The organism is Bacillus sp. FSL L8-0099 (assembly GCF_038006385.1).
GTDB classification, from domain to species: Bacteria; Bacillota; Bacilli; order Bacillales; family Bacillaceae_G; genus Bacillus_A; species Bacillus_A toyonensis.
Map to the genome: position 1 here is coordinate 3,877,629 of NZ_JBBOVC010000001.1, position 15,941 is coordinate 3,893,569.

The following is a 15,941-nucleotide window of genomic DNA, read 5'->3' on the forward strand; positions in this document are numbered from 1 at the left end:
TTTTAACACCTATTCTAATTCGTTTTCTTCATAATATCTTGTCACTTTCGATGTAAATAGAACACCGTGTAAATGATCGATTTCATGTTGAATTGCACGCGCTAAAAATCCTTCCGCTTCTAATAAAAACACTTTACCTCGGCGATTCTGTGCTCTAACTTTAATATAATCTGCACGTTCCACTTCACCATAAAGTCCCGGGAAGCTTAAACAGCCTTCGGGACCTACTTGTTCACCACGTTTTTCTAATATTGATGGATTGATTAACTCGATTTTCCCAGTATCATCATCGACATCAACAACTGCTACTTGCAAGCTTACCCCTACTTGAGGTGCAGCTAAACCGACTCCGTCCGCCATTAACATTGTTTCATGCATATCTTTCAACAATTTCACTAACTTTTTATCAAAGTTAATTACTCTTTCACATGGTGTTTCTAACACTTCATTTGGATGCTTTACTATTTCTAAAACTGCCATATTTCCCTCCGCTACATTAACATTGTTGGATTAAAATCAATTGAGATTTGTAGCTCTTTTTGCATTTCTGCTTGATAATGTTCATTTACCATTTTGAGCACGTTCTTTAAGTTTGGTTCCCGTTTGTATTTTATCATGCATTGGTAACGATATCTATCTTTTATCCTTGGAATTGCTGAAGCAACTGGCCCTAACACCATCGTTTGCTGCGAACAATGCATTCGTAAATGACCGACAATTTTTTCCGTCACTTGCACTGCCTTTAATAATTCTGGATGAGATACCGTTACAAGTACAACATAGTAATAAGGTGGATATTGTCTTGTTCGTCTCATTTGCATTTCTTGGTCAAAAAACACATCATATTGCTGGTTCTTTGCTAACTCTATACTATAATGTTCTGGCGTATACGTTTGAATTACAACTTCCCCTGGCAATTCATGTCTACCTGCCCGTCCACTTACTTGCGTCAATAATTGATATGTTTTTTCACTCGCCCGAAAATCAGGTAAGTGAAGCATCGTATCTGCAGTTAAAACACCAACGAGCGTTACTTTCGGAAAATCAAGTCCTTTGGCGATCATTTGTGTCCCGAGTAATATATCTGCTTTCTCTTCACCAAATGCCTTTAATAACTTCTCATGCATTCCTTTGCGACTTGTCGTATCTACGTCCATTCGAATGACTCGCGCTTCTGGAAATAGTTTTGTAATTTCTTCTTCTACTTTTTGTGTGCCTGTACCAAAGAAACGAATATATGTACTTTGACAAGCTGGACACGCAGTTGGCATATTCTCCTCATAACTGCAATAATGACATTTTAAACGATGGTTCATTTTATGATACGTCAGCGAAATATCACAATGTGGACATTGTACAACATACCCGCAATCACGACACATCACAAATGTTGAATGACCTCTCCTATTTAAAAAGAGAACCATTTGTTCTTTCTTTTCTAGTCGATCTGCTATTTTTTCATGCAACGCCTTCGAAAACATTGATCGATTCCCGTCGCGAAGTTCTTCACGCATGTCAACAATTTCTACTGTTGGTAAAGCTTGTTCGTTCATACGTTTTTCCATCGTTAATAGTTCATAAACACCTTTTGTCGCTCTTGCAAACGATTCAAGTGTAGGCGTTGCACTTCCAAGAACGATTGGACATTTATGATATTGCCCTCTCCACACCGCTACATCTCTTGCATGATACTTCGGGTTATCTTCTTGCTTATAACTCGATTCATGCTCTTCATCAATAATAATAATCCCTAAATTTTCAAAAGGAGCAAAAATAGCTGAACGGGCACCAACTACCACTTTCACTTCTTTTCTTAAAATCTTACGCCATTCATCATATTTTTCACCAACAGACAGTGCACTATGAAGAACCGCTACTTGCGAGCCAAATCTACCTTTAAAACGATCTACCATTTGAGGCGTTAGCGCAATTTCAGGAACGAGTACAATAGCTTCTTTTTCCTTCTTCAGCACCGCTGCTATAGATTGTAAATATACTTCTGTCTTTCCGCTTCCTGTAACACCATATAGTAAAAATGGATTGTAAGTTTCATTTGTAATTGATGATAAAATAGGTGTAATAACTTGCTTTTGTTCCTCTGTAAGTGGAAATGGTTTCGTTTGTTCAAAATCATCATCGTCATACGGATTCCGGTATACTTCCACATATTTTTCTGAGATTAGCCCCTTTTTAACAAGTGATTTTATTGGAGCATCTGTTATTTGTAGCTCTTCTGTTAACAATTTCAACGGTACACTTTTATAATTTTCCACAAAATAATAAAGTACATCTTGTTGTTTTTTACTTTTCAATTCAAATGCAGCTAATTCTAATTTATCTTCCGGCAACTCTGGCTGAACGACTCTTTGTTTCTTCTTCTGCACTTTATCTTTCACTTGATATACGACTTCCATCGTACCATTTTTAATTTCTTGTTGAATAGCGCGGTATAAATGTGGCTGCGCCTCAATAACTTCCCAATCGATTGCTTCCTTATCCTGAAATAAATACAGTATTGCAGGTGCTACTTCTTCTTGTTTACGAAGTTGTAGACGCTTTTTATACGTTGCTTTTATCGCTGTCGGAAGCATGACTTGAAATGCTGAAATCATATAACATAACGTTTCACTTGTAAGCCAATATCCAAGCTTTAATAATTCATCATTTAAAACCGGTGTTACATCTAATATTTCATGGATTGTCTTTAATTTCTTACTTTCCACGTCAACCGAATCTTTAATCTCAATAATAAAACCTTGCAATTTTCTTGGACCAAATGGAACTACTACACGCATTCCTGTCTGTACAATATCTTCCCATTTTCTAGGGATAATGTAATCAAACGGTCTATCTGTCTGACGGGCAGGTACATCAACAATTACACTTGCAAATTTCATAAACGATCATCTTCTAACATCATTTCAATTTGCTTTAATATTTCGCGAGCTACCTCTTTCTTCGTTAAAAGTGGCAACTCAATAACTTTTCCATCTTTTCTATACATTGTTACAATGTTCGTATCTGTGCCAAATCCAGCTCCTTGCGCTTTTACATCATTCGCAACAATCATATTCGCATTTTTCTCACGTAACTTTTTCGTTGCGTATTCCTCTACGTTTGTCGTTTCAGCAGCAAAACCGATAAGTAACTGTTTACCCTTCTTCTCACCTAGCGTTTTTAAAATATCTACCGTTCTCTCTAATTCAATTACAGCATCACCATTCTGCTTTTTCATTTTATTATCATGAACATATTTCGGGCGATAATCTGCAACAGCTGCTGTTTTGATGACAACATCTACATTTTGATAATGTTGAAGGACTGCTTCTAACATATCCTGCGCTGAATCCACTTGTATCGTTGTTACATGTAGTGGCGGATTTAATGCCGTCGGCCCCGAAACAAGTATGACATCAGCCCCTAAGTTCGCTGCTACTTCTGCAATCGCATACCCCATTTTTCCAGAAGAAAAATTCGTCATAAAACGAACTGGATCAATCTTTTCACGCGTCGGGCCAGCAGTTATTAACATTTTCTTACCTTGTAGTGGTTTTTGTTCCGTGAATGCTTCTTCTAACCGCGCAATAATTGCTTCAGGTTCCTCTAGTCTTCCCTTCGCTACATAACCACACGCTAAAAAGCCTTCCCCAGGCTCAATAAATGTATATCCTAACGTTTTTAACGTCATCATATTTTTTTGAACAATTTTATTTTCGTACATATGCACATTCATAGCAGGTGCAATCCATACTGGAGCTGTAGTAGCTAACAAAGTAGTTGTAATCATATCATCCGCAATACCACCAGCTAACTTCCCGATACAATTGGCTGTAGCAGGTGCAACAAGTACTACATCTGCCCAATCTGCTAAATCGATATGAGCAATAACAGCTGAGTCTTTCTCATCGAATGTATCTGTATATACATCATGACGAGAAAGTGCTTGGAATGTAAGAGGCGTAACAAACTTTATTGCCGACTCACTCATGATCACCTTTACAATAGCACCAGCTTGTGTCAATTTACTAGTTAACGCAGCCGCTTTAAAGACCGCAATGCCTCCTGTTACACATAGGAGTATCTTTTTCCCTTTTAGCATATGGCTCGTCCTCTTTCTTTTTCAAACTTATAATACTGAAACAGGTTTCTCAGCTCTTCAGTACCAATATTTCATCCTATCGTAAAAAAATAACAACCTACTTGTAAATAGGTTGTTACCGTTACATAGAAAATTATAAAGTCTATGTTTTAATTTGTCGAAAATAATATCTTAATCAATTATTTTGCCTTCGCTTGGTACATATTTTAACACTTCTACATCGATTTCTTCTAATGCTTTACCTACACATTTATGAGAAACAGGTTGTTCAATAACACAGTTGTTAGCAAGTTGCATTTCACGTGCACGCTTTGCAGCTACTGTTACAAGTGTATATTTAGAATCGATTTTTGTTAATAATGAATCAATTGATGGATTTAACATAATTATAGACCCTCCGTCATTTCTTTATAATATTTTGCTACTCTTTCGCGGCGGCAATGTTCACCAACCACAATTGCTTTAATTCTATCACAAGCTAATTCAACTTGATCATTTTCTACAACATAGTCGTAAGCGTCCATCATTTCGATTTCTTCTTTCGCTACAGTTAAGCGATTTTCAATAACATCTTCAGTTTCTGTACCACGGCCGACAATTCGGTTTTTTAGCTCAGATAAACTTGGGGGTGCTAAGAAAATAAATACACCTTCTGGGAAAGCTTTCTTAACTTGAATTGCTCCTTGCACTTCAATTTCTAAGAATACATCTTTTCCTTCTTGTAATGTTTTTTCAACATAGTCAATCGGTGTTCCGTAATAATTACCTACGAACTCAGCCCACTCAAGTAATTTTTCATTACGAATCATTTCCTCAAATTCTTCTCTCTCTTTAAAGAAATAATCCACACCATCTACTTCACCTTCACGCGGCTTACGTGTCGTTACTGAAATAGAGTATTGAAAACGTGTATCCTCATGGCTAAACAGCTCTTTTCGAACCGTTCCTTTACCAACCCCAGAAGGTCCTGAAAGAACGATGAGCAATCCTCTTCTACTTCTCATAAATATGTAAAACCTACCCTTCCTCACTTAAATCTTCTTTATTATTCAAACGATGTGCAATCGTCTCTGGCTGAATTGGACTTAATACAACATGCCCATCATCCATAACAATAACCGCCCTTGTTTTTCTCCCATACGTAGCATCTAGTAAAGCATTATGTTCACGTGCTTCCTGTACTGTTCGTTTAATAGGAGCTGACTCCGGACTTACAATAGCAATAATTCGATGAGCAGATACAATATTTCCGTATCCAATATTTAAAAACCGCATGGCCATAGTTTGCGCCTCCTAGTAAGTCTATCCGATTTCTCCACCACGTATAACTTTATATATTTTTTGAAAGCTACTCAATATTTTGTACTTGTTCACGAATTTTTTCAAGGTTATTTTTCATTTCTACAACATATTTTGAAATTGTTAAGTCATTTGCCTTCGAACCAATCGTATTAATTTCTCGATGCATCTCTTGCACGATGAAGTCCATTTTTCTTCCAACAGGCTCTTCAATCTGCAGTGTTTCACGAAATTGTTCTAAATGACTTTGTAAACGAACTAACTCTTCATGAATATCACAACGCTCTGCAAACATCGCGACTTCTGTTAGCAATCTTTGTTCGTCTAGATCTTGATTATGTAATTCCTTTAAGCGATTTTCTAATCGTTCACGATATTTTTGTGTAACAATCGGTGCATGTGGAATAATTGCATTTACACAATTGTGAATCTCTTGTAAACGATACGCCATATCTTTATGTAATCGTTCTCCTTCGCCATCTCTCATCGTTTTCAACATTTGAGCAGCTTGGCGAACAGCCTCATATAAACTATTCTCAAATTGTTCATTTACGTTTTCTATTTCTTCAATTGCCGTTACTTCTGGCATTGCCATTAATTGCCCAAGTGTAATAGAATCTTGCAATTGAAATTTTCCTTTTATATCTTCCATCATCGATTGGTACTGCTTGAGAAGCGACCAATTCACACTTAATTTTCTTTCAACAAGCCCTTCACCCGTTATACTAATAGACACTTCAATGCGCCCACGTCGAACTTGCTGTGCGATTATTTTACGAATTTTGTCTTCAAATACCATCATTTGCTTCGGAAGTCGAATACTCATCTCAAGAAAACGGTGGTTCACCGATTTCATTTCTACTGTAATCTGAAAAGTATCACTTTCTACTTTCGACCTTCCAAACCCTGTCATACTAGAAATCATTTTTATCACATCCAAGCCATGAAATAACTCAATGAAAAAGGTAATAGAGACAAGGCTCTACTACCTTCTGTAAATTATATCACATTTTCATATCATTGACTATTTCAAGTTTAATCCCTTCTTATATAAAAGTGGCTTTTTCTCCTTACCTTTTTTCCTTGTTAATAAAGAACCTACTAATAAGAAAGTCGGAATTGATGACAAACCTCCAATTAACAACCAATCTCTTGCTTGTATTGGCATTGTACTAAAAATTGGTTGTAACGGTGGATAATAAATAACAACGAGCATTAACAACAATGAAATGATAACAGCCCCTACTAAATACACGTTCCCAAATGGATTGCGATGAAAGACAGAATGTTCACTTCGGCAATCAAACACATGAATAAGTTGCGCAAGTACCAAAGTCGCAAATGCTACTGTCTGTGCATATTTCAGTTCATTCGGATGTTGATTATATGCGATAATAAACGCTACTAACGTCACTGCTCCAATGAGGAACCCTCGACTTATAATTTTCCAGGCAAGCCCTCTGGCGAATACTCCCTCTTTCGGATGCCGCGGCGTTCTCTTCATCACATCTCCTTCCGCCTTATCCAAACCTAATGCCATCGCTGGTAAACCGTCGGTAACTAAGTTCACCCATAATATTTGAATTGGAACCATCGGCAATGGCAGTGCCAGTAACATCGCAAATAACATAACTAAAATTTCGCCGACGTTTGATGCTAACAAATATCGAATAAACTTTCGAATATTTTCGTATATGTTTCTACCTTCTTTAATCGCTGATTTAATCGTAGCAAAGTTATCATCTAACAATACAAGCGAAGAAGCTTCTTTCGCAACGTCTGTTCCTGTAATACCCATCGCTATCCCAATATCCGCTGTTTTTATAGCTGGTGCATCGTTTACTCCATCTCCTGTCATCGCTACTATATGCCCTTTATTTTGCAATGATTTAACAATTTTTAATTTATGTTCTGGTGATACACGAGCAAATACGTAAGTATCTTCTACAACATTTTCTAGTTCCTCTATATCCATATTTGCTAGCTCAACACCTTCCACCACACGACCTCCTGGTGGTAAAACCCCTAATTGTTCCGCAATCGCCATCGCTGTTACTTTATGATCTCCTGTAATCATCACTGTTCGAATACCAGCTTCTTTACACTCTTTTACCGCCTGCGCTACCTCTGGTCTTGGCGGATCGATCATACCTTGTATCCCGATTAACATAAAATCTTTTTCAACATCTCTCTCATGTTCAGTGGAATCTGTTACTTTTAATGGCTTAAATGCAACCGCAATTGTTCGAAGCGCTTGGCTACCTAAACTATGAATAGCCGCCTGTACTTCTTTTCTATATAACTCACTCATCGGTTGCTGCTTATCACCCCATAAGATTGTTTGGCTCATTTGCAGGAGGACGTCTGGAGCTCCTTTCGTAACAACAAACTTTTTCCCATCTCGATCACGGATAATAACACTCATCATCTTTCGAGTCGAATCAAATGGGAACTCACGAATAATCTCGAACTTCCCTTTCAGTGCATCACGTGTTATTCCCGCTTTCATTGCTGCAGCTACAAGTGCTCCCTCTGTTGGATCCCCATCTAATACATACGCCTTTTTCTTTTGAATAATATTCGCATTGTTACATAGTGAACCGAATGTAAGTAGCTGATAAAGCGCTTTTGTCTTAGCTGGATTAACTTCTATTTCACCTTTCATAAAAGATCCATTAGGTTCATATCCTTGACCAGTCACTTTCCACAACTCTCCACCTGACCACATATGTGTTACCATCATTTTGTTTTGTGTCATTGTTCCTGTTTTATCAGAACAAATTACAGAAGCACAACCTAATGTTTCTACAGCTGGTAACTTTCTTACAATTGCTCTCTTTTTTATCATACGCTGTACACCAAGTGATAAAGCTACTGTAACGATTGCGGGCAATCCTTCTGGAATAGCAGCAACAGCTAAGGATACACCTGCTAAAAACATATGGTATACTTCATTCCCTTGATACACACCTGCTAATACAACGAGTGCTGTCAAAATAAGAGCTACAATAATTAATATTTTCCCGAGTTGCTCTAATCTTCTTTGCAGTGGTGTTTCCATTTGCTCTGCATTTTGCAACATATTTGCAATTTGGCCCATTGCGGTATTCATACCAGTCGCTACAACGACTCCTGTTCCAGATCCTCGCGTAATCATCGTACCCATAAAAGCCATATTTTTTTGATCACCAATTGAAACATCTTGCCCTTGCAATGCTTCTATCTTCTTTTGTACAGGTACTGACTCTCCTGTCAGGGCAGACTCTTCGATATATAAACTCGATGCCTCAACGAGACGGACGTCAGCCCCAATACGATCACCACTGGAAAATTTAATAACATCACCTAAAACAAGTGCTTTAGATGGTGCCTTTACCCACTTTCCATTCCTCATTACCGTAACTTGCGGGGCGGCTAGTTCTTTTAAAGCTTCCAATGATTTTTCAGCCTTTCTTTCTTGAAAAAAACCTAGAATACCATTGATAATGACAATGGCAACAATAGCTATAGAATCAATATATTCACCTAAAAATGCAGAAACAATTGTTGCTCCAAATAAAACAAGTACCATAAAATCTTTAAATTGTGCTAAAAATACCATTAGTGCAGAAGGCCTTTTTGCTTCTTCTAATTCATTTGTACCAAATTTCTTAATTCGCCCTTCTGCTTCTTTCTCTGTAAGTCCAACCTTTACATTCGTATTCGTTCTTTCTTCCACTTCATGTGCCCGCATTCCATACCAGTTCATCCTGCCATCGACCTCCTGATTCCAGACATACTCTATTGAAAGCTTATTCAGCCTCGTCCAAAAAAATGCTATAATTAACTTTTAGTTAGAAAGGAGTGTTCATTTATGGCATTCGATGGATTATTTACAAGAGCAATTACACATGAAATTGCAAATTCTCTTTACACAGGAAGAATTTCCAAAATATATCAACCTTCAAAATACGAGATTTTATTACATATTCGAGCAAACGGAAAGAACCAAAAACTAATTCTTTCGTCTCACCCTACATATGCGCGTATGCACTTAACGAATCAAAACTACGATTCACCAGCAATACCGCCGATGTTTTGTATGCTTCTTCGTAAACATTTAGAAGGCGGATTTATTGAAAAAATTGAACAAATTGACTTAGAACGTATTATTCAAATTACAGTTCGCAGTCGGAATGAAATCGGAGACGAATCATTAAAAACATTAGTAATCGAAATAATGGGACGACACAGTAACATTATCTTAGTAGATACGAAAACAAATGTTATTTTAGATAGCTTAAAACACATATCTTTAGCGGTAAACCGCCATCGTACTGTATATGCTGGAGCTGAATATGTTGCCCCTCCAGCACAACATAAGGTTAATCCGCTTCTTATCGAAACAGCAGCTGATTTTATTAGACCGCTAGACTTTTTATCCGGAAACATGGACAAACAACTTGTCGGAGCATTTATGGGAATTTCCCCATTATTCGCAAAAGAAGTTGTAAAAAAAGCAGGTATGGCAAATGAAAAAGCATTATCTGAAGCGTTTTTCTCCATACAAAAACCATTACTAACTCATACATATTCACCAACAATGATTACTGCAAACGGAAAAGAATTCTTTTATCTTTTCCCTCTTACACACTTGCAAGGAGAAGAAAAAACATTCTCATCTGTTAGTGAATTGTTAGACCGTTTCTTTTTCGGAAAAGCGGAGCGAGACCGTGTAAAACAACAAGCTCATGATTTAGAACGCTTTATGCAAAACGAAAAAAACAAAAATGAGAAAAAACTTATTAAACTTGAAAAAACATTACAAGATGCTGGAAAAGCAGATAAATATCAACTATTTGGAGAGCTACTTACAGCCAATATGTACGCTTTGAAAAAAGGCGATAAAGATATTGAGGTCGTTAATTATTACGATGAAAATGGCGGTACTGTAAAAATCACATTAGATCCTTTAAAAACACCGTCTGACAATGCACAACGCTATTTCCAAAAATACCAAAAAGCAAAAAATTCAGTTGTTGTGGTAGAAGAACAAATCGAAAAAACCAATGAAGAAATTCTTTATTTTGATAGCTTACTTCAACAAATGGAAGCTGCTTCTTCAAAAGATATTGAAGAAATTCGTGAGGAATTAGCCGAAGAAGGATATGTGCGTAATCGTAAGACGAAAAATGCAAAGAAAAAGCCTACAAAACCAGTATTAGATAAATATGTAGCTAGTGACGGTACAGAGATTTTCGTTGGTAAAAACAATAAGCAAAATGATTATTTAACAACGAAATTTGCCCGTCGGGATGAAATTTGGTTACATACGAAAGACATACCTGGTTCTCACGTTGTCATTCGTTCTTTAGAACCTGCTGAAGAAACTTTACTAGAAGCTGCAAAAATTGCCGCTTATTACAGTAAAGCAAAAGAGTCTAGCTCTGTACCTGTTGATTTTACAAAAATACGCCATGTGAAAAAACCGAGTGGTGCAAAGCTTGGATTCGTTACGTACGATAACCAACAAACAGTATATGTAACACCAGATGCTGACATCGTAATGAAATTAAAAGCGTAAATATAAAAAATGCGTTGCTAGATAGCAACGCATTTTTTATATTCATTCACATTCGTTCCTATATCCGTTAACTAATTCACACTATCTTTCTTTTGTCATTTTATATATTGTCAAAAAGATTGACAGTGTCATTACGCATTTGTATAAATTTTTTTACAGTATGTATATAATGTTCAACTCAAGTCAATGTTTTTATCCCCTACTAATTGCAATCTGAATTTTATTAACGGCACGCCTCCCACAAAATAGCTGGATAATCGTTTATTTTCCCTAGTATATATTTTGGCACGCTATTTGCTTTATTCAATACTGTGAAAAGGAGGAATTAACATGACTTTAAAAATTGATAAAATCCAAAATCAACTACATCATTATGGACTTGACGGATTACTTATTACAAAAAAAGAAAATCGCCAATATGCAACAGGCTTTACAGGTAGTGCTGGTGTCGTCTTACTCTCTGCAGATCAAGCTGTTTTCATAACTGATTTTCGCTATGTAGATCAAGCCAAAGTACAAATAAAAGACGCGGAAATCATTATGCATAAAGGGAATTTGGAAGAAGAAGTTGCCAATCAAGTATCCAGATTAAACATTCAAAAACTTGGAATTGAAGAAAATAACATAACATTGCAACAATATAAAAACTTACAAAAATACGTACATGCGGAAATGATTCAAGTGTGCGAAATCATCGAAAATATTCGTATTATTAAAGACACGCCTGAAATAGAAACAATGAAAATTGCAGCTACTATTGCTGACGAAGCATTTCACCACATCCTTACCTTTCTAAAACCAGGAATAAGTGAAACTGATGTACGAGATGAGTTAGAATTTTTCATGCGAAAAAAAGGAGCTACATCTTCATCATTCCAAATCATTGTAGCTTCTGGCGTTCGTTCTTCTCTTCCTCATGGCGTTGCATCAAATAAAATAATCGAACGAGGCGATATCGTTACATTAGACTTCGGTGCACTTTACGACGGATATTGTTCCGATATAACACGTACTGTAGCGATCGGAGAACCGTCAGAAGAATTCAAAAAAATATACAATGTTGTACGAGAAGCATTAAAACGTGGAACTGAAGCAATTAAGCCTGGAGAAACTGCGAAAAGTATCGATGATGTAACGAGAGATTACATTACAGAACATGGATACGGTCAATACTTTGGCCACTCTACCGGGCACGGTCTTGGGTTAGAAATACATGAACCGCTTCGCCTATCCCAAGAAAGTAAGGCAACTTTACAAGAAGGTATGGTTGTTACAGTTGAGCCGGGCATTTACATACCAAACTGGGGCGGTTGTAGAATTGAAGACGATATCGTCATTACAAAAGAAGGCTATGAAGTTATTACAAAATCAAATAGAGAACTAATTGTTATCCCTTGTTAAAATCATGGCCCTTTTTAAAAGGAGTTTTTCTCTACACATAGAATTCCTTCTCTGGAGTATTCGTTTAAAGAGGGGGAATTTAAATTGAATTTTGTAATCGATAAGATAGATGGTTTACAGCTTGAATTTTCAAAACTTGTTTCCATGATGAATTACGCCCGTTACACAACGATGCAAGCAGTGGAAGGTTTAACAATTGATGAACTTGATTATTTATATGACGAAGAAGCAAATTCAATTGGCATGCTATTATATCACATGGCTGCTATTGAATTTTATTACCAAATTCATACCTTTGAGGATCGTGAACCGACAGATGCCGAATTAGAACGTTGGTTACCTGCTGTAGAGTTAGGGGCTATTGGACGAGAAAAAATAAAAGGAAACTCCATCGAATTTTACATCCATACATTACAAGAAGTACGCTCTAAAACAATTGAAACTTTTCAATCCTTACCTGAGGAATGGTTATTTAAAACGACAGACTTTTGGCATGACAAACCAGCAAATAACTACTTTAAATGGTTCCACGTATTTGAAGATGAAATTAACCATCGTGGACAAATTCGTTTAATAAAAAAGATGCAAAAAGCTCATTCAGTAAAATAAGAAAGTGCCACCTTATCCGGTGGCACTTTCTTTTATTCATTTACAAATATTTTCCTGTTTGCTTTTTTAGCAATAGCTGTTACCACTATTAAAATGAATAGTAAGTATAACCATTTTGCAACAAGTAACCACCCTTGAAAAATTGCTATGTCATTCATTTGTTCATAACCTTTTTTTAGCAAGAACGGAATTGTACTAATTATAATAACAAACTCAATGCTATAAATAATTTTCTTTTTCCGACTATACGTTTTCCACTCTTTCCAGCGGTACAAGGGAGCAAAAATGAATATGCCTATACATAATATAAATGGTGTCCATTCACTTTTTAAAAATTGTGCTGAAATGATAGATACTATTAAACAACCGAGCACACCATAATACCCTACTTTCTCTCTCATTCGTACTACCCCCATTCTATTCGCTCTTTACTATATAACTCCCTATTCTTATCATGACTCTTAGGAAAATAACGACTACAATTACAAAATAAAGACCTTTCGCAGACGACATCCATTGTTGAAAAATAGACATTTGCTCCATTTGCTTCTGACCTTCTATTAAAATAAAACCTACTACAAATGAACTAACAACAATGATATCTATCATAATTCCAATACTTTTCTTACTATGCTGTTTCATGTCATCCCAGCGAGATAAAAGCAAAAACACAAACCCGAGAACAGGCATAATACTTATCCATTCGTTGTTTGTAAATAGATCTAAAATGATTAATAGACTACAAGAAATGATAAAGTGAAACTTTAATCCATGGGGGTGTCCCCCACGGATTATTAGTTGAACCAATCGGGCTTTTACGGGCAGTTGATTTCCTACCTAACTCCCTCGCATTCGCCAACTTTTAAAGTGGGAATCTTACTGCCCGTTAATGCGGGATAAATCCCCAAAAACCAACTTTTTTTGCGCATACGCCCTCCTCTAATTCCATTTTTAGGATTAATTGTATTGTAACATCCATTTTATACCCTTACCATTACAGTACATGAAATTTTATTTTTTCCCTATACTCACATACATTCACCGCTTTCATACAATGAACTACACGAACGCCTAAAGGATGTGAATGTTGTGGGAGTTGAATTAACGCTTTTACATGCTCTCTATATTCTTTGTTTACTCACTATTATTACCTTTTTTATTTTTAGAAAAGATACAACGATTATTTGTATCATTTTCATCTTTTTATTAGCATTAACCGCTACAAGTTCTATCCCTCTTGCCGTTAGCAGTATTTTTCAAAGTTTTATTTATGCCATAACTGAACTATTACCAACTATATTGATCATCTCCATTATCGTATCGATGAGTAACCTACTCGTTCATACTGGCATAAATGATACGATGATTTCACCATTTACAAAGATGATTCGTACACCTACACTTGCCTACTGGATTATCGGCCTTTTAATGATGACAATTTCTTTCTTCTTTTGGCCTTCCCCAGCTGTCGCGTTAATGGGGGCTATTTTATTACCCGTCGCTGTACGCGTCGGCCTGCCACCAATTGGGGTTTCAATTGCTATGAACTTATTTGGACACGGAATTGCTTTATCCGGCGACTTCGTTATTCAAGGTGCCCCGAAATTAACAGCGGATGCAGCTGGTTTACCAGTTTCTAGCGTCGTATCCGCAAGTGTCCCCCTCGTTATCGTTATGGGCGTTGTTACAACTTCTGTTGCTTTTTTCTTCTTACGAAAAGAATTTCATACAGGCTTATCGTTGCAAGACTCTTCTTCAGCAACTGAACCATCCAAAACTATCATTTTATTATCTCCTCACATAAAGAAATGGCTCGCCATATGTATCCCTATCGTATATATCATTGATATCCTTTGCATGATTCAATTTAAACTACAAGGAAGCGATGCAACAGCACTTATTGGCGGGACGACTGTTATTATGATTATCATTATTGCTCTCATCGCCTACAAAGGAAATGGCCTGAATAAAACGACCGATTATTTTATAGAAGGGCTCCAATTTGGATTTAAAATCTTTGGTCCAGTTATCCCAATTGCTGCACTTTTTTATTTAGGGGATAGCGGATTTGTAAAAATTATCGGGGACTATTTACCGAAAGGTTCACACGGAATCATTAACGACTTAGGAATCGCCTTATCTCAAACTGTTCCTTTAAACCAATATGTATCAGCGGGAACACTAACTATCGTTGGTGTCATAACAGGGTTAGATGGATCTGGCTTTTCCGGTATATCACTTGCTGGTTCGATTGCCAATCTTTTCGGCACAGCACTGGGGAATGGAACAGCTACATTAACAAGCACTTGGGCAAATTGCTGCAATCTGGACCGGAGGCGGGACTTTAATTCCTTGGGCGCTTATTCCTGCCGCTGCCATTTGTAAAGTAGATCCATTTGAACTTGCACGCCGAAACTTTTTACCAGTTATAATTGGCTTAATTGTCACCACAATCGTTGCGATGTTTATTCTATAAAGTAAGCAGGTGTTCTCTTGCTTACTTTTTTATTGTGAAATCAATCATTTATTACGGACTTTCAAAAGGGATTATGTATATGTTAGCGAAGTTATATTAGGAGAGTATTTATTTCAAAACGTTTACGAGAAACAGATTACTTCCATTCGAAAAGGGGACATAACTATGAATGAATTGATTCTCGTCTTATTAATTTGTCCATTACTTATCTTTATCGTTTCTGTTATTGGAACCCGCAAGACGCAAACATATTACGTAATGCCGATTGTAACGTTTGCTAGTTTTTTAATACTAGGTGTCATCGCTTTTACTCCAAAATTTTTCTTTTGGATTGGCATGTATAGCATTTTCTCATTTATTGTTTCTTATATGACTCTCTTGTTTGTGAAAGGATATGAATTTGTAGAAAGCACTAAGTAGTTAGTAGTAAGGGGCTTTGATATTGATGGGAATTTGCTTGAATTTATATAAAAAGACGACCGCGTTCCCCCACA

14 protein-coding genes and 1 pseudogene are annotated in these 15,941 nt (G+C 36.7%); 5 read left to right on the top strand and 10 right to left on the bottom strand.

Annotated elements, in window-relative coordinates; genetic code table 11:
* Nucleotides 1-9 precede the first annotated feature (9 nt).
* The 8 genes from def to MHH42_RS19540 all read right to left on the bottom strand — a co-directional run bounded on the left by def (nt 10) and on the right by MHH42_RS19540 (nt 9,146).
* The gene (gene def / locus MHH42_RS19505) at nt 10-480 is read right to left on the bottom strand and encodes a peptide deformylase (RefSeq protein WP_000279472.1); all 471 of its coding nucleotides are present in this window, start codon (nt 478-480) and stop codon (nt 10-12) included.
* A gap of 11 nt (nt 481-491) precedes the next feature.
* On the bottom strand, nt 492-2,897 hold the full coding sequence (gene priA / locus MHH42_RS19510) for a primosomal protein N' (RefSeq protein WP_000666740.1): 2,406 nt from the start codon (nt 2,895-2,897) through the stop codon (nt 492-494).
* Complete coding sequence (coaBC, locus tag MHH42_RS19515; protein ID WP_000911716.1) at nt 2,894-4,099, bottom strand: bifunctional phosphopantothenoylcysteine decarboxylase/phosphopantothenate--cysteine ligase CoaBC; 1,206 nt, start codon at nt 4,097-4,099, stop codon at nt 2,894-2,896. Before coaBC ends, priA begins: the two co-directional genes overlap by 4 nt.
* A gap of 171 nt (nt 4,100-4,270) precedes the next feature.
* Entirely contained in the window at nt 4,271-4,483 is a 213-nt protein-coding gene (rpoZ, locus tag MHH42_RS19520) for a DNA-directed RNA polymerase subunit omega (protein WP_000933967.1), read from the bottom strand.
* Nucleotides 4,484-4,485: 2 nt separating this feature from the next.
* Entirely contained in the window at nt 4,486-5,103 is a 618-nt protein-coding gene (gmk, locus tag MHH42_RS19525) for a guanylate kinase (RefSeq protein ID WP_001257739.1), read from the bottom strand.
* A gap of 13 nt (nt 5,104-5,116) precedes the next feature.
* Nucleotides 5,117-5,380 (bottom strand): extracellular matrix/biofilm regulator RemA, encoded by a 264-nt coding sequence (remA, locus tag MHH42_RS19530; protein ID WP_001251456.1) that lies wholly within the window; start codon nt 5,378-5,380, stop codon nt 5,117-5,119.
* Between the two features lie 67 nt (nt 5,381-5,447).
* Nucleotides 5,448-6,323: a YicC/YloC family endoribonuclease gene (locus MHH42_RS19535; protein WP_000625871.1), complete on the bottom strand. Its 876-nt coding sequence runs from the start codon at nt 6,321-6,323 to the stop codon at nt 5,448-5,450.
* 99 nt (nt 6,324-6,422) lie between these two features.
* Entirely contained in the window at nt 6,423-9,146 is a 2,724-nt protein-coding gene (locus tag MHH42_RS19540; protein ID WP_070173711.1) for a calcium-translocating P-type ATPase, SERCA-type, read from the bottom strand.
* Between the two features lie 105 nt (nt 9,147-9,251).
* Here MHH42_RS19540 and MHH42_RS19545 point away from each other — a divergent pair, with 105 nt between their 5' ends.
* The 3 genes from MHH42_RS19545 to MHH42_RS19555 all read left to right on the top strand — a co-directional run bounded on the left by MHH42_RS19545 (nt 9,252) and on the right by MHH42_RS19555 (nt 12,971).
* Complete coding sequence (locus tag MHH42_RS19545) at nt 9,252-10,961, top strand: Rqc2 family fibronectin-binding protein (protein ID WP_000863274.1); 1,710 nt, start codon at nt 9,252-9,254, stop codon at nt 10,959-10,961.
* 330 nt (nt 10,962-11,291) lie between these two features.
* On the top strand, nt 11,292-12,362 hold the full coding sequence (locus MHH42_RS19550; protein WP_016109027.1) for a M24 family metallopeptidase: 1,071 nt from the start codon (nt 11,292-11,294) through the stop codon (nt 12,360-12,362).
* Nucleotides 12,363-12,446: 84 nt separating this feature from the next.
* On the top strand, nt 12,447-12,971 hold the full coding sequence (locus tag MHH42_RS19555) for a DinB family protein (RefSeq protein WP_001012024.1): 525 nt from the start codon (nt 12,447-12,449) through the stop codon (nt 12,969-12,971).
* Nucleotides 12,972-13,003: 32 nt separating this feature from the next.
* On the opposite strand, the gene MHH42_RS19560 is transcribed toward MHH42_RS19555, so the two are convergent.
* Entirely contained in the window at nt 13,004-13,372 is a 369-nt protein-coding gene (locus MHH42_RS19560; RefSeq protein WP_001208472.1) for a YoqO family protein, read from the bottom strand.
* Between the two features lie 16 nt (nt 13,373-13,388).
* Nucleotides 13,389-13,763: a YoqO family protein gene (locus MHH42_RS19565; protein ID WP_033660283.1), complete on the bottom strand. Its 375-nt coding sequence runs from the start codon at nt 13,761-13,763 to the stop codon at nt 13,389-13,391.
* A 297-nt stretch (nt 13,764-14,060) separates the two neighbouring features.
* Between MHH42_RS19565 and MHH42_RS19570 the strand changes: the two are divergent.
* Nucleotides 14,061-15,447 (top strand): annotated as a pseudogene (locus MHH42_RS19570) (hypothetical protein).
* Nucleotides 15,448-15,612: 165 nt separating this feature from the next.
* Nucleotides 15,613-15,867 (top strand): YbeF family protein, encoded by a 255-nt coding sequence (locus MHH42_RS19575; protein ID WP_016109029.1) that lies wholly within the window; start codon nt 15,613-15,615, stop codon nt 15,865-15,867.
* Nucleotides 15,868-15,941 lie beyond the last annotated feature (74 nt).